Raw genomic sequence first — 23,455 nt, 5'->3', positions numbered from 1 at the left:
CTCGCCGAGACCCGGCACCCGACAGAGAGACCACCATGACCACCACCATCTGGACCGAGCTCGCCGGCACCGACTTCACGATGACGACCGTCGACGCCGGCGGCGTACCGACCCGTGCCCTGCAGGCCGGTAGCGGGGACGAGCACGTGATCTTCCTGCACGGCACCTCCGGTCACCTCGAGGCGTTCGCGCGCACCATCCCGGCGCACGCCGAGAGCTACCGCTGCCACGCGATCGACATGCTGGGGCACGGCTTCACCGGCAGGCCGGACGTCCCCTACGAGATCCCGCGCTACCGCGACCACCTGCTCGCCTACCTGGACGCGCAGGGCATCGAGAGGGCCCACCTGGTGGGGGAGTCGTTGGGCGGGTGGGTGTCCGGACGGCTCGCGATCGACGACCCGGGCCGGGTCGCCTCGATCCAACTGTTGTGCGCCGGCGGCACCGTCGCCAACCCCGAGGTGATGGAGCGGATCCGCACCAGCACCCGGCTCGCCGTCGAGACCGACGACATCGAGCTCACCCGGAGGCGGATGCGGCTGCTCATGGCCGACCCGGCCGACGCGACCGAGGAGCTGGTCGCGATCCGGCACCTGATCTACCACCGGCCCGAGTTCGCCGCGAACCTCGACAACCTGTTGTGCCTGCAGGACCTCGACACGCGGTTGCGCAACATCCTGCGTCCTGAGGACCTGGCGGAGATCACCGTGCCGACGCTCATCGTCTGGGGGCGGGACAACCCCTTCGGCGAGGTTCCGGAGGCGGCGGCGATGCACGCCCACATCCCCGGCTCCGAGCTGGTCCTCCTCGACGACTGCGGGCACTGGCCGCAGCACGAGCAGGCCGAGCGCTACAACCCGATCAGCCTGGCGTTCCTGGCCAAGCACCCGGTGGGATGAGCATCGAGCGCGAGGTGGCCGCGGTCCTGGGACACGTGTCCCGGGACCGGCTGCTCGGCGCGGTGGCGGGCGTCGTCGACATCGCCAGCCCGACGGGGGGTGAGGGCGTCCTGGCCCGCTGGCTGGTCGACCGGATGGGCACCGCCGGCCTCCGCGCCGTCGAGCAGCGCATCGACGGGCGGCAGTCGAACGCCGTCGGCGTGCTGGCGGGCGGCAAGGGCCCGTCGGTGCTGCTCTACGCGCCGATCGACACCTTCACGACCGGGGACTCGGCGTACGACGTGCCGGGGGCGGCGGCCCTGCTCACCCCGGACATGCTGCCGCGGGCCACCGTGCACGGCGATCTGGTCGAGGGGTTGGGGGCCGGCAATCCCAAGGGCCATGCGGCCTGCGTGCTGGTCGCGGTCGAGGCCCTCGCGGCCGCGGGCGTCGAGCTGGCCGGCGACGTGGTGGCCGGCTTCGGTGCGGGCGGCATGCCCGCCTTCGCCCACGACGACCGCGCTGGTCGGTCGAACACCGGCCACGGCGTGGGCGCGACCTTCCTCGTGGAGCGCGGCTTCACCACCGACCACGCGGTGATCGCCAAGCCCGGCTGGCAGGTCTCGCACGAGGAGGTCGGCCTGGTCTGGCTCGACGTCGTGGTGCCGGGCATCCACACCTACGTCGGCAGCCGGCATCGGCTGCCGTACCGCAACGCCGTGGCGCTCGCCGGCGAGGTGGCGATCCGGTTGGAGCGCTGGTTCGAGGAGTACGCGGAGCGCCACGAGACCGGCACCCTGCGCCCCCAGGGCATCGTCTCCTCGGTGCGCGGCGGACTCGACCACCTCGCCGCCGCGACCCCGGCCGAGGTGCGGCTGCGGCTCGACGTACGGCTCACGCCCGAGCAGACCCCGGCCACGGTCACGCGCGCGGTCCGAACCTTCCTCGACGGGGTCGGTCGCGAGCTCGACACGAGCCTGACCGTCACCCAGGTGGCCGCCGTCCCCGCGAGCCGCACCGCCCCGGGCGCGGACGTCGTGCGGGCGACGATCGCGGCATGGGAGGCGGTGGCCGGGGAGACGCACCGGCCGGCCACCGGCAACAGCGGCGCGACGGACGCCAACATCCTGCGCCTGCGCGGCCTGCCGACCGCCCGGGTGGGGATGCCCAAGGTCGCCGTCGGACCGGACGGCAGGCCACCCGACTTCACCCGGGGCATGAACCTCGTCGACCTGCGCGAGGCACGACGCCTCGTGGAGGTCCTGGTGCGCACCGTGCTCCTCCTGCAGCGGTCGGCTCCGGGTGGTGGTGCCGGGGCCCCCGACGGTCCCGCCCGCGCACCGGCTGCCCGGCAGTGACACCCTGGGTCGGGTGACCGCACCGACCGTCGCGTCCCTGTGCTCCGGCCTCGGGCACCACCTGGTGCCCGCAGCGGGCTTCGACGTGCCCCGCACCGAGGTCACCGCGGTCCACATCAGCGAGCTGACGGAGCCCGAGGCGTACCTGAGCGGGGGAGAGCTGCTGCTGACCACCGGCCTGGCGCTCCCGGTGGACGAGGCGGGCTGCGCGGCGTACGTCGACCGGGTGCGGGGGGCCGGCGTCAGCGCGCTCGCGCTGGGGCTCGGTCCGGTCCACCAGGAGCCGCCGGAGGCACTGGTCACGGCCTGCCGGGCGGCCGGCCTGCCCCTGCTCCTGGTGCCGCCCGCGACCCCCTTCCTGACCGTGACGCGGGCCTACTGGACCGCGCAGTCCCGCTCGACCGAGCAGCGGCTCAACGACGTCGTCGCCGCGCACCGGGCGTTGGTGGAGGCGGCGGTCGCGCCGGATCCCGCGGGATCGGTGCTCGGCTGCCTGGCCCGGTGGCTGCCGGGCTGGGCCGTGCTGCTCCACCCCGACGGCTCGGTCGATCTGACCCACCCGCCGGCGCTCGACGCCGAGCTCCGGGGTCTCCAGGAGGAGGTCGCGCGCCTCGGCGTGGCCGGGATCCACTCCTCGGCGGCGTTCCCGGTGGGCGACGACGTCGCCGTCGTCTTCCCGTTGGCGGTCGGCGACCAGGTCGTCGGCTACCTGGCCGCGGGCTCGGCGCGCCAGCTCGACGCGGCCCGGCGGCGGGTGGTGCTGACGGCCGCGACCCTGCTCAGCCTCGACGCGGTACGACGGCGGCAGGTCGAGTCGGCGCGGGGAGCGACCCGGCGGTGCGTCGCCGTCCTGGTCGATCTCGGCATGGTCGACGCCGCGCGCCGGCTCGCGGCGGCGAGCGGGTGCCCGTCACCGACGGGGGAGGCGGCGGTGCTGGTCGTGCGGGGACGCGACAGCGAGCTCTTCGTCCAGGCTGTCGAACGGTGGTGTCCCGCCGCCCTGGCGGTGGCCGTCGACCGGACGACGGCGTGGTTCCTGCTGCCCGACGATCACGGGACGCTCGACGACCTGCGCCGGCGTCTGGTCGACCCGACCGCTTCGGTCGTCCTCTCCGACCTCGTCTCCCTCGCCGCCGTCGGGAGGGTCCGGGCCCGGCTCCAGCGGGAGTCGGCGGCAGGGGAGCCCGGAGCGACGATCGCGCCCCGGCGCGGCACCCGGCAGGAGGTGATCCGCGCCGTGGACGGGTTCGTCGCGACCGCGGGCGTCGACCTGCGGGCGGCGCTCGTGGCCTATCTGCGCCACCGCGGCCAGTGGGAGGCGGCGTCGACGGCGCTCGGCCTGCACCGCAACACGCTGCGCTACCGGGTGGGGCGGGCGATGGAGGAGCTCGGGCTCGACCTCGACGACCCGGACGTCGCGGCCGAGGCATGGCTGGCGCTGCGGGATCGCGGCATCGGCTGACGGCCCGGCGGCTGAGCGATCTGACGATTCGGGCGGAGAAATTGTCCGGATCGTCCAAAGACGCCACGCCGCGTCCTCCCTACGGTCGTGCCATCAGGCAGGAGCACCCCCCCGACGGAGGACACCCCCATGACCCCCACGACGTTGCCGGAGCAGCGCCGGATCCTGGCCACAGCCCTTCCCGGGCCGCGGTCGGTGGAGCGGCAGGCGCGGCGCGCCGCCGAGCTCGCCCACGGTCTCGGCACCACGATGCCGGTCTTCATCGACCGGGCCGGCGGCGGCATCCTCGTCGACATCGACGGCAACCACATCATCGACCTGGCCTCCGGGATCGCCGTGACGAGCGTCGGCGCGGCCCACCCCGCGGTCACCCGCCGGATCGCGGAGCAGGCGGAGCGGTTCACGCACACCTGCTTCCTGGTCACCGAGTACGACGGCTTCGTCGAGGTCGCCGCCGCCCTGAACCGGCTGACGCCCGGCGACCACCCGAAGAAGACCGCGCTGTTCAGCACCGGCTCGGAGGCGGTCGAGAACGCGATCAAGATCGCGCGCACCGCCACCGGCCGCTCCGCCGTCGTGGTGCTCGGTCACGCCTACCACGGGCGGACCCTGCTCACGATGTCGATGACGGCGAAGAACGTCCCCTACAAGCAGGGCTTCGGCCCGTTCGCCCCGGAGGTCTACCGGGTGCCCTCGCCGTACCCCTACCGCTGGCCGACAGGCCCGGAGAACGCCGCGGCGGAGGCCTTCGCCGCGCTCGAGGAGATCGTCACCACCCAGATCGGAGCGGCCAATGTCGCCGCCATCGTCGCCGAGCCCATCCAGGGCGAGGGCGGCTTCATCGTCCCGCCGCCGGGCTACCTGCGGGCGGTCCAGGAGTTCGCCGCCGAGCACGGCATCGTGTTCGTCGCCGACGAGATCCAGACCGGACTGGCCCGCACCGGAGCCCTGTTCGCGTGCGAGCACGAGGGCGTCGTACCGGACCTGATCACGACGGCCAAGGCGCTCGCCGGCGGCATGCCGCTGGCCGCGGTCACCGGCCGGGCCGAGATCATGGACGCAGTCCCGGCCGGGGGCCTCGGCGGCACGTACGCCGGCAACCCGGTCGCCTGCGCCGCCGCGCTCGGCGCGCTGGAGGCGATCGAGTCGGAGGGCCTGGTCGCACGGGCCCGGGAGATCGAGCAGCGGGTGCGTCCGCGCCTCGAGGAGCTGGTCACCCCCGGCTCGGTCGTCGGCGAGGTGCGTGGCCGGGGCGCGATGCTGGCGCTGGAGTTCGTCCGGCCCGGGACGTCCGAGCCGGCGCCGGAGATCGCCCGGGCGGTGGTCGAGCACTGCCACCAGGAGGGTGTGCTGACCCTGCTGTGCGGGACCTTCGGCAACGTCATCCGCCTGCTGCCCCCGCTGGTCATCCCGATGGACCTGCTGGACGAGGCCATCGACGTGCTCGTCGCCGCCGTGGGAAGCGCCCGATGAGCACGGCGTCCTACGACCCCCGCACCGGCGGCGTCGTCGCCACCGTCGCCGACACCACGCCCGACGAGCTGCGCCGGGTCGTCGGCGCCGCCGCGGCCGCGGCGCCGGTCCTGGCCGCGACCAGCCCCGCCGAGCGCCGTCGCTGGCTGGTTGCGGTGGCCGACGCGCTCGAGTCGCACCGCGACGAGCTCGCCCGCCTGGCCGACCGGGAGACCGCGTTGGGCCTGGAGCGGCTCGCCGGTGAGGTGACCCGCGCGGCCGGGCAGCTCCGGTTCTACGGCGAGGTGGCCGCCGAGGGCTCCTACCTCGGCGTCACCGTCGACGAGGCGACGGCCACGACCCCCGGGCTGGTCCGGGTCCACCGGCCGCTCGGACCGGTCGCGGTGTTCGGCGCCAGCAACTTCCCGTTCGCGTTCAGCATCCTGGGCAACGACACCGGCGCCGCGCTCGCGGCCGGGTGCCCGGTGGTCGCGAAGGCGCATCCGGCCCATGCCGGGCTGTCGCTGCGCCAGGCGGAGATCGCCCGGCAGGCGTTGGCAGACGCCGGGGCGCCGACCGGGACCTTCGCCGTCGTCTCGGGACATCAGGTCGGCGTCGACCTGGTCCAGGCCCCCGAGATCACCGCCGTCGCCTTCACCGGCTCCCAGGCCGGGGGCCTCGCCCTGTGGCGGATCGCCAACGAGCGCGACGTGGTCATCCCGGTCTATGCCGAGATGGGGACGGTCAACCCGGTCGTGGTGACCGCTGCAGGCGCCCGCGACATGGACACGGTCGCCCGGGGGCTGGTCGGGTCGTTCACGCTCGGCAGCGGACAGTTCTGCACCAAGCCCGGCCTGCTCCTCGCACCGGCGGGCAGCGGTGCCGCCGCCGCGGTCGCGCGCGCCCTGCACGAGGCGGGGCCGGCCCCGGTCATGCTGACCGAGGCCATCGCGGCCGGCGTCACCGCCGGGATCGACGCGATGGTCGCCGCCGGCGCCGAGGTCGTGGGCGAGGTGCCCGCGAGCGAGCCCGGCTGGGCCGCACCGGCGGCGGTGCTGACCGCGTCCGCTGAGGCACTGGTCCCCGGCAGCCGCCTGCTGGAGGAGACCTTCGGTGCCGTCGCCCTCGTCGTCGAGTACGACGACGCGGAGCAGCTCGCCGAGCTCGTCGGCCGCCTCCAGTCCTCGCTCGCCGCCAGCGTCTTCACCGGCGCAGCCGACGACCCGCAGGCAGCGGACACGATCGCCCTGCTCAGCGGCAAGGTCGGCCGGGTGGCCGTCGACGAGTGGCCGACGGGTGTCGCGTTCACCTGGGCCCAGCAGCACGGCGGCCCGTGGCCCGCGACCTCCGCCCCCGCCGCGACGTCGGTCGGCGCCCACGGGTTGAATCGGTTCGTGCGTCCCGTGGCCTACCAGTCCGCCCACGACTCCTGGCTGCCGCCCGAGGCGCGGGCGGCGAACCCGTGGAGGCTGCCGCGGCGGCTGAACGGCGTGCTGTCGTGACCCTTCCCCTCGACGGCGTCCTGGTCGCCGACTTCAGCCGGGTCCTCGCCGGTCCGCTCGCGGCCGCGACGCTGGCCGACCTCGGGGCCGAGGTGATCAAGGTCGAGCGCCCGGGCGTCGGGGACGACACCCGGCACTGGGGTCCGCCCTGGGCGCCCGGGGCCGAGGATGCCTCCAGCTCCTACTTCGAGTCCGCCAACCGCTCGAAGAAGTCGATCGAGCTCGACCTCGCGGACCCCGCCGACCGGGCGGTGGCCCAGGAGCTCGCCGCGCGGTGCGACGTCCTCGTCGAGAACTTCAGGACCGGCGCACTCGACCGCCATGGGCTCGGGTACGACGCGGTCGCGGCACGCAACCCCGGCGTCGTCTACGCCTCGGTCACCGGCTTCGGCAGCGGCGAGGGGGCCGCGCTGGCGGGCTACGACTTCCTCGTCCAGGCCGTCGGTGGCCTGATGAGCATCACCGGCCGGCCGGAGGAGCCGATGAAGGTGGGCGTCGCGCTGGTCGACGTCCTCACCTCGAAGGACGCCGTCGTCGGCATCCTCGCGGCGCTGCGGGCCCGCGAGCAGCGGGGCGGTCGCGGCCAACGGGTGGAGGTCAACCTGCTCTCCAGCCTGCTCGGCTCGCTCGCCAACCAGGCGTCGTCCTATCTCGCCACGGGGCAGGCCCCAGCCGCGATGGGCAACCGGCACCCGTCGATCGCGCCCTACGAGGCGCTGCGCGCGAAGGACGGCCAGGTCGCGCTCTGCTGCGGCAACGACGGGCAGTTCGCCCGGCTGGCCGCCGAGGTCGGCCGGCCGGGACTCGCGGTCGACGCCCGCTTCGCCACCAACGCCGACCGGGTCGCCCACCGCGACGCCCTCGTCGCCCAGCTCGAGGAGGCCCTCGCCGCCGACACCGTCGACAGCTGGGTCGCGCGGCTCTCCGCGGTGGGGCTGCCGGTGGGCAGGGTCGGCACCGTCGCCGACGGATTCGAGCTCGCCGCGCGGCTCGGACTCGACCCGACCGTCGACCTCGGGGACGGCGCGTCGCCGCAGGTCCGCAGCCCGATCAGGCTCTCGGCCACGCCGGTGAGCAGCTACGGCGCCCCGCCCCGCCTGGGGGAGCACAACGACGACATACGACAGATGCTGAGCACCTCTCAGAACGATCAGGAGACCCCGCGATGAGCACCCCGACCACCCCGCAGAGCCTGCCCCCCTTCGCCCCGCTCGACCCGGCGGGCATCGACGACCTGCTCACCGACGACGAGAAGGCGGTCCGCACCTCGGTCCGCCAGCTGTGCGCCGAGCGGATCGACCCGTACGTCGCCGAGTGGTTCGAGCAGGGCGCCCTGGCCGACGTCCGGGGGCTCGCCAAGGAGCTCGGCTCCCTCGGCCTGCTCGGCATGCACCTGGAGGGCTACGGCTGCGCGGGCATGTCCGCGACCGACTACGGCCTCGCGTGCCTGGAGCTCGAGGCCACCGACTCCGGCATCCGCTCGCTGGTCTCCGTGCAGGGCTCGCTCGCGATGTTCGCGATCTGGCGCTGGGGCTCGGAGGAGCAGAAGAGCGAGTGGCTGCCGCGGATGGCCGCCGGCGACGCCATCGGCTGCTTCGGGCTCACCGAGCCGGACGTCGGCTCCGACCCGGGCGACCTGCGCACCCGCGCCCGCCGGGTCGCCGGGGCCGGCTCCGACTGGGTCCTCGACGGCCGCAAGATGTGGATCACCAACGGCACCGTGGCTGACGTCGCCGTCGTCTGGGCCCAGACGGACGAGGGGATCCGCGGCTTCGTCGTACCCACCGACACGCCGGGCTTCTCGGCACCCGAGATCAAGCACAAGCAGTCGCTGCGCGCCTCCGTCACCAGCGAGCTGGTGCTCGACGGTGTCCGCCTCCCCGACGCGGCCGCCTTCCCGGAGGTCCGCGGCCTGAAGGGCCCACTGTCCTGCCTCAACGAGGCCCGCTACGGCATCGTCTGGGGCGCGATGGGGGCCGCCCGCTCGTCGCTGGAGACCGCGCTCGACTACGCCACCAGCCGGATCCAGTTCGGCAGGCCGATCGCGGCGTTCCAGCTGACCCAGCAGAAGCTCGTCGACATGAACCTGGAGTACACCAAGGGCCTGCTGCTCGCGCTCCACCTCGGCCGCCGCAAGGACGCCGGCCGGCTGCGTCCCGAGCAGGTCAGCCTCGGCAAGCTCAACAACGTCCGCGAGGCACTGGAGATCTGCCGCACGGCGCGCACGGTGCTCGGCGCCAACGGGATCTCCCTGGAGTACCCGGTGATCCGGCACATGAACAACCTGGAGTCCGTGCTCACCTACGAGGGGACCGTCGAGATGCACACGCTGGTCCTGGGGCAGGCGATGACGGGACAGGCCGCGTTCCGCTGAGCCGGGGGGACGCCGGCCGGGGCGCGCGGGGCCGCAGCGCCAGGTAGACCGCGGAGCCCGCGAGCACGCCCCAGAACGCGCTGCCGACGTTGAGCAGGACCACGCCGCTCATCGTGACGGCCAGGGTGGTGAGTGCGGCGACCGCGCTGTGCGGTGCGCCGCTCGTCGCGCCGCTCATGGCGCCGCTCAGCGCGGTGAGGGTCGAGGCGAGCAGGGCGACCGCGGCCAGCGCGGTGATGGTCTCGGCCGGGATCGAGCGGAAGCCCGCGACCAGGAATCCGCCGAAGACCCCGACCAGCAGGTAGACCGTGCCGGCGGAGAGCCCGGCGATCCAGCGCCGGTCCCGGTCCGGGTGCGACTCGGGGCCGGTGGCGATGGCCGCGGTGATCGCGGCGATGTTGATGCCGTGGTTGCCGAAGGGGGTCAGCACCGCCGAGGCCGTGGAGATCGAGCCGACCAGCAGTCGGTCGTCGGGGCGGTAGCCCTCCGAGCGGAGGAGGGCGAGGCCGGGAGCGTTCTGCGAGGCCATCGTGACGATGAAGAGCGGCAGCCCGATGCTGACCAGCGCGGCCGGGTCGAAGGTCGGCACGGTGAGCACCGGGACCGTGACCGAGAAGCCGCCCGTCACCGGCTCGAAGGCGCCGGCGAGGGCCGCCACGACGATGCCGACGACCAGGGCGACGGGGACGGCGTACCGGTCGACGAGGCGCTTGCCCACGAAGAAGGCGACGATCACGCTGCCGGCCAGCAGCGGGGCCGAGGCGAAGGCGTCGGTCGCGGTCACGACGAAGGGCAGCAGGACCCCGGCCAGCAGGGCCTGGAGCACGGGCGCGGGCACGTGGTCCAGCAGCCAGCCGAACCACCCGGTCCAGCCGGCGATCGCCGCGGCGACCGAGGCGACCAGGAAGGCGCCCACCGCGTCGGAGAAGGCGAACCCGCCGAGCGAGGCGATGAGCAGGGCCGCGCCGGGTGTCGACCACGCGACGATGACCGGGATCCGGGTGAACGCACTGAGCGCGATGCTGCACACCCCGTTGCCGATCGACACCGCCCACACCCAGGACGCGGTGTGCGCCTCGTCCAGCCCGGCGGCACGGGTCGCGGCGAGCACGATCAGGAAGGGTCCGGAGTAGTTCACCAGAGCCGAGATGATGCCGGCGACGACGGCGGAGAGGGATGCGTCCCGCGCCACGACCTGTAACGCCTTGCGGAGAGCGTAAGTAACGTTATCTACTGCTTTCATGAATGACGATAACAGAGCGGCCGCTATCGCAGAGATCCTGCGTCATCGCACCGAGACGATGGCGGTCGGTGACCGACTGCCCGGGGTCCGGCAGCTCTCGCGGGAGTTCGCAGCGAGCGCCGCGACCGTCTCCGCCGCCCTCGCCCGGCTCGCCGCGCTCGGTCTGCTCCGTGCCGAGCCGGGCCGGGGCACCTTCGTCGCGGGCCGCCGGGCCCGGCCCGATCCGGACTACAGCTGGCAGTCCCCGGCCCTCGGGCGCACCCGGGTCGACCCCCGGCGCGCGGCCCGGCTGGGTGCCCACGGTGATGCGGAGGACATCCAGCTCTCCTGGGGCTACACCGCGGCCGAGCTGCAGCCGACGGAGGCGCTGCGGGCCCAGGCGGCGCGGGCCGCCCGGGGGACCCGCGCCTGGTCGATGGTGCCCGTCGTCGGCCTGCCCGACCTGCGCCGCGTGCTCGCCGCGGAGTACGGCGCCGAGCCCGGCGACGTCCTCGTCGTGCCAGGAGGTCAGCAGGCGCTGGTGTTCGTGCTGCGGACCCTGGCCGAGCCGGGCGACACGGTGATCACGGAGAGCCCGACCTACCCGGGCATGGTCCTCGCCGCCCAGGCCGCCGGACTCGAGCTCACCGCGGTGCCGGCCGACCTCGACGGGATCCGTCCGGACCTGCTCGCCGACGCGCTGGAGCGGACCCGGGCCCGGGTCGTCTACCTCCAGCCCGGCTGCGCGAACCCCACGGGCGCGGTGCTCGGTGCGGAGCGGCGGGCGCAGGTGCTGGCCCTCGCCGCCGAGCACGGCGCCTTCGTCGTCGAGGACGACTGGGCCCGGCATCTCGGGCTCGACGGCCCGCCCCCGCCGCCGCTGCTCACCGAGGACGCGCACGGGCACGTCGTCGCGATCGCCACGCTGACCAAGGTCGTCGCCCCCGGCCTGCGGATCGCCGCCGTCGTGGCCCGCGGCCCGGCGGGGGAGCGGTTGCGGACCGCCCGGATCGCGGAGGACATGTGCGTGCCGGCGCTCCTCCAGGAGACCGCGCTCGGCCTGCTCACCTCGCCCGCCTGGCCGCGCCACCTCAAGCTGCTGCGCTCCCGGCTGGCCGAGCGCCGCGACGCCATGGTCGCCCACCTGCACGCCCACGGCGCGCACCTGGGTCCGACCCGGCCGCCGCGCAGCGGCATCCACCTGTGGGTGCGGCTCCCCGAGGGTGTCGACACCGGCGGGCTCGCGGCCGCCGCCCAGGCGGCCGGGGTGCTCGTCGGCGACGGCGCGCACTACTTCGTCGACGAGCCGCCGGCGCCGTACGTCCGGCTGTCCTACAGCGCGGCGTCCGAGCCCCAGATCGCCGAAGGGGTACGCCGGCTGGCGGGCCTGGTCGCGGACCGCTCGACGTCGTCCCCATAGGCCGCCCAGGTCGCGGCGAGCCGAGCGAGCCCCTCGGTCAGCGCGGGCGCCGGCTGCACGAAGCCGATCCGCAGGTGGTCGCGGTGCGACCCGTTGCCGGTGAAGGTCTCGCCGGTCGCCACCGCGACGCCGCCGCCGACCGCCTGGGCGGCGAAGCGCGCGGCATCGCTGCCGGCGGGCAGCTCCACCCACAGCGACCGCCCGCCGTGCGGCTGCTGCCAGCTCCACTCCGGCATCCGCTCGCGGAGCAGCGAGGTGGTGAGCTCGAGCTTCGTGCGCGCCTCGTCCACCCGGCGTGCGGCGATCTCGTCGGCCCGCTGCAGCAGCTCGAGGGCGACCAGCTGGGAGATGACCGAGGTGCCGAGGTCGTAGGCGCTCTTCATCCGCACCAGGCTCTGGATCAGGGACTGCGGCGCGCGCAGCCAGCCGACCCGCAGCCCGTCCCAGAGCAGCTTGCTCGTGCCGCCGACGGTGATCACCCGCCGCTCGTCGAGGAAGGCGGCCAGCGGCGGCGCGGTCGCGGGCTCGAAGAGCTGGTCGGCCAGGATGTCGTCGTCGACCACGAGGCCGCCGCTGTCGTGCACCAGCCGGGCCAGCAGCTCGCGGTCGCCGGCGGGCATCGAGTGCCCGGTCACGGTGTGGCAGGTCGTCATCACGTAGAACAGCGGCTGGGTCTGGCCGGCGACGTGCTCGGCGGCGGCCGCGATGCGCGGGGGATCGGTCAGGGCGGGCACGCTGAGCAGCCGCGCGCGGCGCATCCGGGCCAGGTCGAGCAGGCCGAGGTAGGTCGGCGCCTCGACCACGAACGGCGCGGTCCGGCGACGCAGCAGCTGGGTGCTCATCGCCAGCCCCTGCTGGGCCCCGGCGGTGATCAGGACCTGCGAGGGGTCGGTCGGCAGGCCGCGCCGGGTGTACCAGGCGGCGACCCAGGCGCGCAGCTCCGGCTCGCCCTCGGTGTGCTGGGTCGCGAGCATGGCGCGGGCGAAGACCTCGTCGGCGGTCGCGCGGATCGCCTCGCGCATCTCGCCCAGCACGGCCGGCGTGCTGATCGAGAGGTTGATCAGGCCCCGGCTGTGCGCCGGCTCGCGGTCGGTGGTGCCCTCGGTGAGGTCCATCATCCGCGGCAGCGAGGCGGTGCCCGGCGTCGAGGTCACGTAGCTGCCGCTGCCGACCCGGCGGTCGAGGACGGCGATCGCCTCCAGGCTCGCGTAGGCGCGGACCACGGTCGTGCGCGAGACGCCCAGCGCGGTGGCGAGCCGACGCTCGGCGGGGAGCCGCTGCCCGGCCGCGATCCGGCCGTCGCGGATCAGCTCGAGCAGGGTGTCGCTGACGATCCGGTGCCGCTCCCCGTCCTGGCGCAGGCGGCTGCTCAGCTCGGCGGTCAGTGCCGCGGACAGATCCATCATGTGACGTCCATTACCTCGAATTGGCCTCTTGCATGACCCCCGTCACATCGCAACGATACCGACACCTCGGGCCAATCGGACAGGTGATGGAGGTGCCAAAATGGACTGGTCTGGCCGGATCCTCGTGATCCACCACGACCCGGCGGTGCCGGCGGGTGCGTACGGCGACGTGCTGGCCACGTGCGGTGCGCCGGTCGAGCACGTCGAGCTGCACGCGGGCGTCCCGCTGCCGGCCCTCGCCGGCTGCCGGGCGATCGTGGCGCTGGGCGGGCCGATGGGCGCGCTCGACGACCACGTGCTGCCGGCGCTGGCGCAGGAGCGCCGGCTGCTCGCCGCGGCGGTCGCGGCCGGCGTACCCGTGTGGGGGGTGTGCCTGGGCGCCCAGCTGCTCGCGGCCGCGCTCGGCGGTGACGTCCGGCGCGGCGACCGGCCCGAGCTCGGCATGCACGACCTCGTCCGGGCCGCGGGTGCCGAGGACGACCCGGTCGGCGCGATGCTGCCCGTGCGGATGCCCGTCCTGCAGTGGCACCGGGACACGTTCACGCTCCCGGAGGGGGCGCGTCGGCTGGCCGGCTCCGACCTCTACGAGAACCAGGCGTTCGCCGTCGGCTCGGCCTACGGCGTCCAGTTCCACGCCGAGGTCGGGCTCGATGCGGTGCGCACCTGGGCCGGGCATCCCTCGTTCGCCACCGAGTTGCGGGCCCGGCACGGGGCCGGCTTCGTCGACGCGATCCTCGCCCCGACCGCCGCCCATGCGCCCGCCGGCAACCTGCTGGCGCGCGCCCTCCTCACGACGTGGCTCGGCACGTTCGTCCTCCCTCAGCACGATCATCAAGGAGTTTCGCTATGAGTAGCCTGGCCCTCTTCTTCGTGGGTTCCGTCCTGCTGTGCAACGGCCTCGGGTTGTTGGGGCGGCTCAGCCCCAAGGACACCGCGCCGATCAACCTCTTCATCGGCCTCACCCTGGTCGCGACCGTCGGCGTCACCGCCCTGCCTGTCGCGGGCGGCAGCGAGGCGGAGCTGTCGACCGTCCTGGGCAGCGCGGGCTTCCTGCTGTTCGCCTTCACCTACCTCTACGTCGCCCTCAACAACTTCCGCGACCTGCCGGGCCAGGGCCTGGGGTGGTACTGCGGCTGGGCGGTGCTGGTCTCGCTGATGCTGGCCTGGGTCAACGTCGACAGGTTCGACGACCCGAAGTTTGGCGCGATCTGGCTGTCGTGGGCCGTGCTCTTCTCCGCGTTCTTCCTGGTCCTGGCCGCCGGTCTCGACAACCTGACCGTGGCGACCGGCTGGCTCACCGTGCTCCAGGCCTTCACGACCACGACCCTCCCCGGCGCTCTCATGCTGACCGGCCGCTGGGACGACGTGCCGACGGGCGTGGTCGTGGCCGTCCAGGTCGCGGTGGTCGTGGTCTTCGTCGCCGTGGCGACCGTCCGCCGGCCGGTCGCGACGCTGGAGGTCGCGAGCGCATGAACCGTCTCGCAGCCGCGGAGCGGGCAACGGGAGCCGAGCTGGCCTTCCGCTCGGTCGACGAGCTCCTCGCCGGCTTCCGCTCGCGGGAGTTCTCGCCCTCGGAGGTCCTCGAGGAGGTGCTCGCCCGGGCCGAGCGCTTCGCGGGCCTCAAGCCCTTCCTCACCGTCGACCCGGACGGCGCCCGGGCCGCCGCGCGGGTCGCCGACGACGGCTACGCCCGCGGCGCGCAGGAGCCGGCCCGGCCGCTGCTCGGGGTGCCGGTGACGATCAAGGACCTGCTGCGGACCGAGGGGCTGCGCACCACCCGTGGCTCGCTGCTGACCGCCGACCAGGTGCCCGACGAGGACGCGCCGGCCGTCGCCCGGCTGCGCGCCGCCGGCGCCGTGGTGGTCGGCAAGACCAACACGAGCGAGGGCGGCTGGAAGGGCGATGCCGGCAACCGGCTGATCGGTCCGAGCGCGAACCCCTGGGACCCGCGGTTCACCTCGGGCGGCTCCAGCGGCGGGGCCGGGGTGGCGGCAGCGCTCGGGCTCGGCCCGATCGCCGTGGGCACCGACGGCGGCGGCAGCGTCCGGATCCCGGCGGCCTACTGCGGTGTCGTCGGCTACAAGCCGACCTTCGGCCGGATCCCGTACCACCCGCCGTCGCCGGAGGGCCTCTCGCACGTCGGCCCGCTGACCCGCACCGTCGCCGACGCGGCGACCGCGGCGCGCCACATGGCGGGCTATGACCCGCGGGACCCGACGAGCGTGCCGGGCCGGGGCGCCGCCGTACCGGCACCGCGACGGCCGCTGCGGATCCGGATGGCGACCTCGCTCGGCTTCGCGAGCGCGGGCCCCGAGGCCTGCGCGGCGACCCGCTCCGCGGCCGCCGTGCTCGCGCGGGCCGGCCACGACGTCGTCGAGCTCGACCTCGACCTCCCCGACCAGCTGGGCACGATGATGACCCTCTGGGCCGGTCACGAGTCGGTGTCGTACGGCGCCGACCTCGACCGGGTCGCGGACCGCCTCGATCCCGGGCTGCTCGCGCTGATCCGGTACGGCCGCACCCTCTCGGCCTACGACCTGGCGGCCGCCCACGCGGGCCGCGCCGAGCTCCGCCAGCGGATGCGGTCGGAGATGGGGGCCTTCGACGTGCTGCTCACCCCGACCATGCCGGGCACGGCGTTCGCGCTGGGGCTCGACGCCCCGCCGGAGGAGGCGGGGGCCGACGTGGTGGGACTCGGCTGGACGCCGTTCACCTACCTCTTCAACCTGACCGGACAGCCCGCCGTCTCGGTCCCGGCCGGACTCAGCCGCGCGGGCCTCCCGCTCGGCGTCCAGCTGGTGGGGCTGCTGCACCGCGACGGCGACGTGCTCGCCACGGCCTCCGACTTCGAGGCCAACCGGCCGTGGCGTCCCGACTATCCCGGCCTCGACCCGCACATCGACCACCCAACCGAAGGAGACGAAGGCCGATGAACCAACGAACCAACCCCCGTCTGGAGGACCTGGCCACAGGCCGCGTGGGCTTCATCGCCGACCACGGGCTGTGGTCGGCGGACCAGCAGCGCAGGGCCGACGAGGTGCTGGCCGCCGTCGACGAGCAGGGCCTCGACGTGATCCGGGTCGTGTACGTCGACCCGCATGGGCTGACCCGCAGCAAGTCGCTGTCGCCGGCGGCCTTCCGGTCCACGATGCGCAACGGCATCGACACCAGCCCCGGCGGTGTCATCTTCGACACCGGGCTGGACCTGGTGTTCAACCCGTTCGAGGAGGGCGGCGGCCTCGGCAACGAGGGGATGACCGGCGCGGCCGACTTCCTGCTCGTGCCGGATCCGGACACCTTCCAGGTGCTGCCGTGGTGCGCGGGCACCGGCTGGATCCTGGCCGACGAGTACCTGAAGTCCGCCACCCCGCTGCCGTACTCCTCGCGGCTGCTGCTCAAGCAGGCACTCGCCCGGCTGGCCGAGCGCGGCCTGCAGATGGTCGTCGGGCTGGAGGTCGAGTGGTACCTCACCCACCTCGTCGACCGCCGCTACGAGGTCGACGCCATCGGCGGCTTCGGCAGCCCGGGGGAGGCGCCGGTCGTCGCACCGCTCAACCTCGGCTACCAGTTCATGAGCGAGAACCTCTGCGACGAGGCCGAGGAGCACATCCGCGAGCTGCGCCGCGCGATCACGGCCTTCGGCCTCCCGCTGCGCACCACCGAGCACGAGTCGGGGCCGGGGCAGATGGAGTTCACCTTCGCCCCGATGGACGCACTCGCGGCCGCCGACGCGATGGTCCTCTTCCGGACGGCGGCCAAGCAGATCAGCGCGCGGCAGGGACTGCACGCGAGCTTCATGTGCGCGCCCAAGCTGTCCGGCTTCGACGCCAGTGGCTGGCACCTGCACCAGTCGATCTTCGACACCGCGAACGCGACCAACGCGTTCATGGCGACCAGCGGCGACACGATCGTCTCGGACCTCGCCCGCGCGTACGCCGGCGGGCTGCTCGCCCACGCACCGGCGACGACGATCTTCGCCGCGCCCACCGTCAACGGCTACAAGCGGCTGAGCGAGCGGTTCTCGCTCTCGCCGGACCGGGCCACCTGGTCGGCCGACAACCGCGGCACCTACCTGCGGGTGCTGGGCGAGGTCGGCGACCCGGCGTCGCACTTCGAGAACAGGGTGGGAGAGCCGGCGGCCAACCCCTATCTCTACATCGCCTCGCAGTTGGTGGCCGGGCTCAACGGGATCGACGAGGCCATCGACCCGGGCCCGATGTCGGTCGACCCGCACGACACCAGCCTGCCGCGCCTGCCCGGCAGCCTGGCCGAGGCGGCCGACGAGCTCGACCAGAGCGCGCTGTTCCGCAAGGAGTTCGGCGACGAGTTCGTCGACTACTACCTGCGGCTCAAGCGCAACGAGTGGCGCCGCTACACCGAGGCCCTCGCTGCCGACGGCCTCGCGGACGACCAGGACGAGGTCACCGACTGGGAGCAGCGCGAGTACTTCCGGATGTACTGACCCGCCCCGGCCGGTAGAAGCGGCCGGAGCGACCCGAACCGCCCCGGAGCACACGGGTGGCTCACGAACGGTAGAAGCATTCGTGAGCCACCCGCCCGGACTCTAACAATCCCGCCCGGCCCGCTCGCGGGAGCAGGCCGGCGCCCCTTTGAGAAGACGGAGAAGATGAACCCGACCCAGCGCTCCACCGTCCTGGTGCTGCAGCACATCAGCTGCGAGCCGCCCGCCACCTACGAGGAGATCCTCGACGCGCACGGGTACCGGGTGCACCGCGTCGAGCTCGACGAGGGCCAGCCGCTGCCGGACCACCACGACTTCGCGGCGGTGATCGTGATGGGCGGCCCGATGGGCGCCCTGGACGACGTCGCACATCCGTGGCTGGCCGCGGAGCGCGCCTATATCGCGCGTGCGGTCGCCGCCGGCGTGCCGTACTGGGGGGTGTGCCTGGGCGCCCAGCTGCTCGCGGCCGCCCTCGGTGCCCGCGTCTACACCGGCTCGTCCCCGGAGGTCGGCACCTACGACGTCGAGCTGACCGAGGACGCGGCCGGCGACCCGGTGTTCGGCCTGCTGCCCGACCGGTTCTCGGTCTTCCAATGGCACAGCGACACCTTCGACCTGCCGGCGGGGGCGCGGCGTCTGGCGGCCTCCGCGGCGTACGACAACCAGGTGTTCGCGGTCGGCTCGGCCTACGGCGTGCAGTTCCACGTCGAGGTCGGCGCCGGGCTCGCCGCGGAGTGGGCGGTCGTCGACTCCTACCGCAGCGCGCTCGAGCGGCTCTACGGCGCGGCGGGCACGCAGCGGGTCCTCGACGAGCTGACCGACACCGCCGAGGCGAACCGCAAGGTGGCCAGCACCGTCTTCGAGGCCTGGCTCGAGACCTTCGTGCTGCCGGGCCGCTGACGGCCGTCCCGGCCGTCCCCGGCGCCCGGGTGGAATGGCCGGGGCGCCGCGTCCGTTCCTCCAGGACACTGTTGTCGAGACGACAGGAGACGAGGACATGACGTACGACGACCCGGCCGTTCCCCACCTCGACGCGCAGCAGCGGGTGCTCCTGGCGCTGCCGCTCAACGCCCCCTTCGGCCAGGGACCCGCGGCCGAGACGCTGGCCCGCGCTGCCGAGCAGGCCGGCTTCGACCTGTTCTCCCTCACCGACCACCCCTACGGCGCCCGTTCCTTCGAGGCCTACGGGCTGGTGGGCTACCTGCTCGGCCGCACCTCCCGGATCGGGGGCTACGTCGGTGTGAGCAACCTGCCCCTGCGGCCCGCGCCGATGCTCGCCCGCACCGTGGCCACCCTGTCGTCGGTCAGCGGCGGCCGGCTCGTCCTCGCCCTGGGCGCCGGCGGCTTCTGGGAGCACATCGCGCGGATGGGCGTCGACCCGCTCACGCCGGGAGAGGCGGTCGCGGCGCTGGCGGAGGGGATCGAGGTGATCCGCGGACTGACCGGGAGCCGCGGTGGGGCGTTCGACTTCGCCGGCGAGCACTACCGGGTCGACCACCTCGCGCCGAGCGCCGTGCCGACCCCGCCGATCTGGACCGGGGCCGGCGGCCCGAAGTCGTTGGCGCTGACCGGGCGGCGGGCCGACGGCTGGATCCCGCAGTCCGGCGCCGACTGGCTCAGCACGACGTACCGGGAGGGCCGCCCGCGCATTGACGACGCCGCGCGCTCGGTGGGCCGCTCGCCCGACGAGATCCGCACGGTCTTCAACATCGGTGGCGTGCTCGCCCGGCAGGACCTGCCCGCGACCCGCGGGGACGACGGGCGCCTGGTCGGCGGATCGGCGCGGCAGTGGGTCGACGAGCTCGCCGTCGCCGTCCTCGACCATGGCGCGGGCGGCTTCAACGTCGGCATCGCCGACGAGAGCGGCGCCCGCACCGCCGAGGTGGTGCGCCGGTTCGGCGACGAGGTCGTGGCGCCGCTGCGGGAGCGCCTGGGCTGAACCCGGGCTGATCCCGTAAACCCGTTGCGGGGCCGGGCAGGATGGCGAGGTGCTGTTGACCATCTCGACGACCCACCGACCCGCGACGGACCTGGGCTACCTGCTGCACAAGCACCCCGACCGGGTCCAGGAGTTCGCGCAGTCCTTCGGGACCGCGACGGTGCTCTACCCGGAGGCCGGCGAGGACCGGTGCACGGCGGCGCTGCTGCTGGAGGTCGATCCGGTGCGGCTGGCCCGGCGGCTGGGTCGGAGCACGCCCGACTTCAGCCTGGCGCAGTACGTCAACGACCGCTCCTACGCCGCCTCCTCACTGCTCGGCGTCGCGCTGGCCGACGTGTTCAGCACCGCGCGCAGCGGCATCTGCAAGGCGCGACCGGAGCTGGTCGAGCGGGCGCTCCCGCTGGAGATCACGGTCCCCGTGCTGCCCTGCCGCGGAGGCGCGGAGATCGCGCACCGCCTGTTCGAGCCGCTCGGCTGGCGGGTCGCGGCCACGCCGATCGCCCTCGACGAGCGCTTCCCGGAGTGGGGCGACTCGCGCTACGTGCGTCTGGTGCTGACCGGCGACGTACGGCTGGCCGACGCGCTCGCTCAGCTGCACGTGCTGCTGCCCGTGCTCGACGAGTCCAAGCACTACTGGCAGGGACCCGACGAGGTCGACAAGCTGCTCCGCTCGGGCGGCGACTGGCTCGCGGCGCATCCGGAGCGGACCCTGATCACCCGGCGCTATCTGGGCCGCCGCGGCCGGCTGGCCCAGGTGGCGCTCGCGCGGCTGGCCGAGCTCGACGGGCAGGTGGCCGACGGGGCGGCCGACGCGGAGCGCGCGGCGGAGGAGGCACGCCAGCCCGAGGAGCGGCGGCTGCCGCTCAACGCCCAGCGTCACGACGCCGTCCTGCAGGTGCTGGCGGAGCTCGGCGCGCGGTCGGTCATCGACCTCGGCTGCGGGCCTGGCCAGCTCCTCGACCGGCTGCTCCAGGTCCCCACCATCGAGCGGGTCGCGGGCTGCGACGTCTCGGCCCGCTCGCTCCAGCAGGCGGCCCGCCGGCTGCACGTCGACCGGATGACCGAGCGCCAGGCCGGCCGGCTGGAGCTCTTCCAGGGCGCACTCACCTACGAGGATCCGCGGTTCGCCGGGTACGACGCCGCGGTGCTCATGGAGGTCGTCGAGCATGTCGATCCACCCCGGCTCGCCGCGCTGGAGCACGTGGTGCTCGGTGTCGCGCGCCCGGGAGCGGTCGTGGTGACCACGCCGAACCGGGAGTACAACGTGCTCTACGAGGGGCTGAGCGGGATGCGGCATCCCGACCACCGCTTCGAGTGGGACCGCGCGGAGTTCGCCGCGTGGTGCGCGCGGGTCGGCGCGGCGTACGGCTATGCCGTGGAGCTGCGGGGCGTCGGCGAGGTCGACGACACCCACGGCGCGCCGACCCAGCTGGCGATCCTGACGAGGAAGGAGGCGACGACCGATGAGTGAGCTGCGTGTCCCGGCCCTGGGCCTGGTCGTGCTGGTCGGTGTCTCCGGCAGCGGCAAGTCGAGCTTCGCCCGGCAGCACTTCGCGCCGACCGAGGTGATCTCCAGCGACTTCTGCCGCGGGCTGGTCGCCGACGACGAGAACGACCAGTCGGCCACCCGTGACGCCTTCGACGTCCTGCACTACATCGTCGGCACTCGGCTGCGACGCGGCCTGCTCACGGTCGTCGACGCGACCAACGTCCAGCAGGCGGCGCGGGCGTCCCTGGTCCGGCTCGCCAAGAGCCACGACGTGATGGTCGACGCGATCGTGCTCGACGTGCCCGAGGCGACGGCGGTCGCACGCAACGCGAGCCGGCCCGACCGTGCCTTCGGCAAGCACGTCGTCACCCGCCAGCACCGCGACCTGCGACGGTCGCTCAGCCGGCTCCGCAAGGAGGGCTTCCGCCGCGTCCACGTGCTGCGCGGCGCCGACGAGATCGCCGCGGCCACGATCACCCGTGAGCCGTCGTGGAGCGACCGGCGCGAGACGACCGGCCCGTTCGACCTGGTCGGCGACGTCCACGGCTGCGCCGCCGAGCTGCGGACCCTGCTCGGCGAGCTCGGCTGGCGCCTGGAGTACGACGCCGCGGGCGCGGCCGTCGGAGCGAGCCATCCGGAGGGCCGGCAGGCGGTCTTCGTCGGGGACCTCGTGGACCGTGGACCGGACACACCCGGAGTGCTCCGCCTGGTGATGGGCATGGTCGCGGACGGCACCGGGCTGTGCGTCTCGGGCAACCACGAGGCCAAGCTGGTCCGGGCATTGAAGGGCGCGAACGTCACGGTCGCGCACGGTCTGGCCGAGTCGCTCGACCAGCTCGCCGCCGAGCCCGAGGACTTCCGGGCGCAGACGCTGGCGTTCATGGACGGTCTGATCAGCCACTACGTCCTCGACCAGGGCCGACTGGTCGTGGCGCACGCCGGCCTCAAGGAGGCCTACCACGGGCGCGCCTCGGGGCGGGTGCGTGCCTTCGCGCTCTACGGCGACACGACCGGCGAGACGGATGCCTACGGCCTGCCCGTGCGCTATCCCTGGGCCCAGGAGTACCGCGGCGACGCGATGGTGGTCTACGGACACACGCCCGTCCCGGTGCCCGAGTGGGTCAACAACACGATCTGCCTCGACACCGGCGTCGTCTTCGGCGGTGCGCTCACCGCCCTGCGCTACCCGGAGCGGGAGATCGTCTCGGTCCCCGCCGAGCAGCAGTGGTACGAGCCGGTCCGGCCACTCGCTCCCGCCGGCGACGACCGGGAGCCGTCGGCGCTCGCCATCGGCGATGTCGCGGGCACCCGCTGGATCGACTCGCCGCACGCCGGCAAGGTGAAGGTGCCCGAGGAGAACGCCGCCGCCGCGCTGGAGGTGATGAGCCGGTTCGCGGTCGATCCGCGCTGGCTGGTCCACCTCCCGCCGACCATGTCGCCGGTCGCCACCGCATCGGAGGCGGGCTTCCTGGAGCACCCCGCCCAGGCGTTCGACGAGTACGCCGGCTGGGGTGTCACCCGGGTCGTGTGCGAGGAGAAGCACATGGGCTCGCGGGCGATCGCCCTGATCGCACGCGACGCCGGCGTCGCGCAGCGTCGGTTCGGTGTCGCCGACGGATCGTCCGGGACCGTCCACACCCGCACCGGCCGCCCGTTCTTCGCCGACCCGGCCGTCACCGGTGCGCTGGTCGACCGGCTGCGGAGTGCCGTCGTGCCGCTGTTCACGTCGCTCGACACCGACTGGCTGGCGCTCGACTGCGAGCTGCTGCCCTGGTCGGCCAAGGCCCTGGACCTGATCAAGGACCAGTACGCCGCCGTCGGGGCCGCCGCCCGCGCCGCGCTCCCCGAGGCCGCGGACGTGCTCGCCCGGGCCGCGGCCCGGGGACTCGACGTCGCGGCACCGGCCGGCCGCGTGGCGCAGCGGCAGGTCGACGCGACAGCGTTCCGCGACGCCTACGCGGCGTACTGCCGGCCGACCGACGGCCTCGACGGGGTCACCGTCGCCCCCTTCCAGGTGCTGGCCGCCGAGGGCCGGGTGCTCGCGCACACCGAGCCGCATCCGTGGCACCTCGGGCAGTTCGCCACGCTGGACGACGACCTGATCACGCCGACCCGGCACCGCCTCATCGACCTGTCCTCGCCGGCCGACCGCGAGGCGGCGACCCGCTGGTGGCTCGACCTCACCGCCGCCGGTGGTGAGGGCATGGTGGTCAAGCCGGCCCATCTCGTCGACGCGCGTGTGCAGCCGGGCCTGAAGGTGCGCGGTCGGGAGTACCTGCGGATCATCTACGGTCCCGACTACACCGGCTCCCTCGACGTACTGCGGCAGCGGCACCTCGGCAAGAAGCGGCAGCTCGCGCTGCGCGAGCACGGCCTGGGCCTCGACGCGCTCACGGCGTTCGTGGGCCGGCAGCCGCTGTGGAAGGTGCACCAGGCGGTGTTCGCCGTGCTGGCGCTGGAGTCGGAGCCGGTCGACCCGCGGCTGTGAGCC

Annotated in this window: 18 protein-coding genes; 16 read left to right on the top strand and 2 right to left on the bottom strand. The window is 74.2% G+C overall.

Annotation, left to right across the window (positions count from 1 at the left end; all coding sequences use genetic code 11):
- Positions 1–35 precede the first annotated feature (35 nt).
- The 7 genes from QJ852_18040 (at position 36) to QJ852_18010 (ending at position 9,026) form a co-directional block, all read left to right on the top strand.
- Positions 36–899 carry an alpha/beta hydrolase gene (locus QJ852_18040; protein ID WGX95055.1) on the top strand — a complete coding sequence of 288 codons (864 nt, stop codon included), beginning with the start codon at positions 36–38 and terminating at the stop codon, positions 897–899.
- On the top strand, positions 896–2,236 hold the full coding sequence (locus tag QJ852_18035; protein ID WGX95054.1) for a M20/M25/M40 family metallo-hydrolase: 1,341 nt from the start codon (positions 896–898) through the stop codon (positions 2,234–2,236). The genes QJ852_18040 and QJ852_18035 overlap by 4 nt, the downstream gene beginning before the upstream one ends.
- 13 nt (positions 2,237–2,249) lie before the next feature.
- Entirely contained in the window at positions 2,250–3,698 is a 1,449-nt protein-coding gene (locus QJ852_18030) for a PucR family transcriptional regulator (protein WGX95053.1), read from the top strand.
- A 129-nt stretch (positions 3,699–3,827) separates the two neighbouring features.
- Positions 3,828–5,171, top strand: coding sequence for a 4-aminobutyrate--2-oxoglutarate transaminase (gabT, locus tag QJ852_18025; protein WGX95052.1), 1,344 nt, complete (start codon positions 3,828–3,830; stop codon positions 5,169–5,171).
- Complete coding sequence (locus QJ852_18020) at positions 5,168–6,652, top strand: aldehyde dehydrogenase family protein (GenBank protein ID WGX95051.1); 1,485 nt, start codon at positions 5,168–5,170, stop codon at positions 6,650–6,652. Before gabT ends, QJ852_18020 begins: the two co-directional genes overlap by 4 nt.
- Complete coding sequence (locus QJ852_18015) at positions 6,649–7,821, top strand: CoA transferase (GenBank protein WGX95050.1); 1,173 nt, start codon at positions 6,649–6,651, stop codon at positions 7,819–7,821. Before QJ852_18020 ends, QJ852_18015 begins: the two co-directional genes overlap by 4 nt.
- The gene (locus QJ852_18010; GenBank protein ID WGX95049.1) at positions 7,818–9,026 is read left to right on the top strand and encodes an acyl-CoA dehydrogenase family protein; all 1,209 of its coding nucleotides are present in this window, start codon (positions 7,818–7,820) and stop codon (positions 9,024–9,026) included. Before QJ852_18015 ends, QJ852_18010 begins: the two co-directional genes overlap by 4 nt.
- Here QJ852_18010 and QJ852_18005 read toward each other — a convergent pair.
- Positions 8,950–10,218 carry a benzoate/H(+) symporter BenE family transporter gene (locus QJ852_18005; GenBank protein ID WGX95048.1) on the bottom strand — a complete coding sequence of 423 codons (1,269 nt, stop codon included), beginning with the start codon at positions 10,216–10,218 and terminating at the stop codon, positions 8,950–8,952. The two genes, QJ852_18010 and QJ852_18005, sit on opposite strands and share 77 nt — an antisense overlap.
- Positions 10,219–10,267: 49 nt before the next feature.
- Between QJ852_18005 and QJ852_18000 the strand changes: the two genes are divergently transcribed.
- A complete protein-coding gene (locus tag QJ852_18000; protein WGX95047.1) occupies positions 10,268–11,668 on the top strand; it encodes a PLP-dependent aminotransferase family protein in 1,401 nt (466 codons plus the stop codon).
- Here the strand turns inward: QJ852_18000 and QJ852_17995 are convergent.
- Positions 11,581–13,074: a PLP-dependent aminotransferase family protein gene (locus QJ852_17995; GenBank protein ID WGX95046.1), complete on the bottom strand. Its 1,494-nt coding sequence runs from the start codon at positions 13,072–13,074 to the stop codon at positions 11,581–11,583. The two genes, QJ852_18000 and QJ852_17995, sit on opposite strands and share 88 nt — an antisense overlap.
- Positions 13,075–13,174: 100 nt before the next feature.
- On the opposite strand from QJ852_17995, the gene QJ852_17990 reads away from it, so the two are divergent.
- The 8 genes from QJ852_17990 (at position 13,175) to QJ852_17955 (ending at position 23,452) form a co-directional block, all read left to right on the top strand.
- A complete protein-coding gene (locus tag QJ852_17990) occupies positions 13,175–13,924 on the top strand; it encodes a gamma-glutamyl-gamma-aminobutyrate hydrolase family protein (protein ID WGX95045.1) in 750 nt (249 codons plus the stop codon).
- On the top strand, positions 13,921–14,547 hold the full coding sequence (locus tag QJ852_17985) for an AmiS/UreI family transporter (GenBank protein ID WGX95044.1): 627 nt from the start codon (positions 13,921–13,923) through the stop codon (positions 14,545–14,547). Before QJ852_17990 ends, QJ852_17985 begins: the two co-directional genes overlap by 4 nt.
- Entirely contained in the window at positions 14,544–16,007 is a 1,464-nt protein-coding gene (locus QJ852_17980) for an amidase family protein (protein ID WGX95043.1), read from the top strand. The genes QJ852_17985 and QJ852_17980 overlap by 4 nt, the downstream gene beginning before the upstream one ends.
- Positions 16,004–17,536, top strand: a complete 1,533-nt coding sequence (locus QJ852_17975; protein ID WGX95042.1) for a glutamine synthetase family protein — start codon at positions 16,004–16,006, stop codon at positions 17,534–17,536. Before QJ852_17980 ends, QJ852_17975 begins: the two co-directional genes overlap by 4 nt.
- A 165-nt stretch (positions 17,537–17,701) precedes the next feature.
- On the top strand, positions 17,702–18,436 hold the full coding sequence (locus QJ852_17970) for a type 1 glutamine amidotransferase (protein WGX95041.1): 735 nt from the start codon (positions 17,702–17,704) through the stop codon (positions 18,434–18,436).
- A 97-nt stretch (positions 18,437–18,533) separates the two neighbouring features.
- A complete protein-coding gene (locus QJ852_17965; GenBank protein WGX95040.1) occupies positions 18,534–19,475 on the top strand; it encodes an LLM class flavin-dependent oxidoreductase in 942 nt (313 codons plus the stop codon).
- A gap of 49 nt (positions 19,476–19,524) precedes the next feature.
- Positions 19,525–20,946 (top strand): 3' terminal RNA ribose 2'-O-methyltransferase Hen1, encoded by a 1,422-nt coding sequence (locus QJ852_17960; GenBank protein ID WGX95039.1) that lies wholly within the window; start codon positions 19,525–19,527, stop codon positions 20,944–20,946.
- Positions 20,939–23,452: a polynucleotide kinase-phosphatase gene (locus QJ852_17955; GenBank protein WGX95038.1), complete on the top strand. Its 2,514-nt coding sequence runs from the start codon at positions 20,939–20,941 to the stop codon at positions 23,450–23,452. Before QJ852_17960 ends, QJ852_17955 begins: the two co-directional genes overlap by 8 nt.
- Positions 23,453–23,455: the final 3 nt, after the last annotated feature.

The sequence above is a fragment of the Nocardioides sp. L-11A genome (assembly GCA_029961745.1).
Lineage (GTDB): Bacteria > Actinomycetota > Actinomycetes > Propionibacteriales > Nocardioidaceae > Nocardioides.
Note: the sequence above shows the minus strand (reverse complement) of the source record. Positions and strands in the feature narration are given on the sequence as shown.

Excerpts from the sequence above, each read along its gene's own strand:
- QJ852_18040 (WGX95055.1), top strand. The coding sequence starts at position 36 with ATGACCACCACCATCTGGACCGAGCTCGCCGGCACCGACTTCACGATG.
- QJ852_18035 (WGX95054.1), top strand. The coding sequence starts at position 896 with ATGAGCATCGAGCGCGAGGTGGCCGCGGTCCTGGGACACGTGTCCCGG.
- gabT (WGX95052.1), top strand. The coding sequence starts at position 3,828 with ATGACCCCCACGACGTTGCCGGAGCAGCGCCGGATCCTGGCCACAGCC.
- QJ852_18020 (WGX95051.1), top strand. The coding sequence starts at position 5,168 with ATGAGCACGGCGTCCTACGACCCCCGCACCGGCGGCGTCGTCGCCACC.
- QJ852_18010 (WGX95049.1), top strand. The coding sequence starts at position 7,818 with ATGAGCACCCCGACCACCCCGCAGAGCCTGCCCCCCTTCGCCCCGCTC.
- QJ852_18000 (WGX95047.1), top strand. The coding sequence starts at position 10,268 with ATGAATGACGATAACAGAGCGGCCGCTATCGCAGAGATCCTGCGTCAT.
- QJ852_17995 (WGX95046.1), bottom strand. The coding sequence starts at position 13,074 with ATGATGGATCTGTCCGCGGCACTGACCGCCGAGCTGAGCAGCCGCCTG.
- QJ852_17990 (WGX95045.1), top strand. The coding sequence starts at position 13,175 with ATGGACTGGTCTGGCCGGATCCTCGTGATCCACCACGACCCGGCGGTG.
- QJ852_17985 (WGX95044.1), top strand. The coding sequence starts at position 13,921 with ATGAGTAGCCTGGCCCTCTTCTTCGTGGGTTCCGTCCTGCTGTGCAAC.
- QJ852_17980 (WGX95043.1), top strand. The coding sequence starts at position 14,544 with ATGAACCGTCTCGCAGCCGCGGAGCGGGCAACGGGAGCCGAGCTGGCC.
- QJ852_17975 (WGX95042.1), top strand. The coding sequence starts at position 16,004 with ATGAACCAACGAACCAACCCCCGTCTGGAGGACCTGGCCACAGGCCGC.
- QJ852_17970 (WGX95041.1), top strand. The coding sequence starts at position 17,702 with ATGAACCCGACCCAGCGCTCCACCGTCCTGGTGCTGCAGCACATCAGC.
- QJ852_17965 (WGX95040.1), top strand. The coding sequence starts at position 18,534 with ATGACGTACGACGACCCGGCCGTTCCCCACCTCGACGCGCAGCAGCGG.
- QJ852_17955 (WGX95038.1), top strand. The coding sequence starts at position 20,939 with ATGAGTGAGCTGCGTGTCCCGGCCCTGGGCCTGGTCGTGCTGGTCGGT.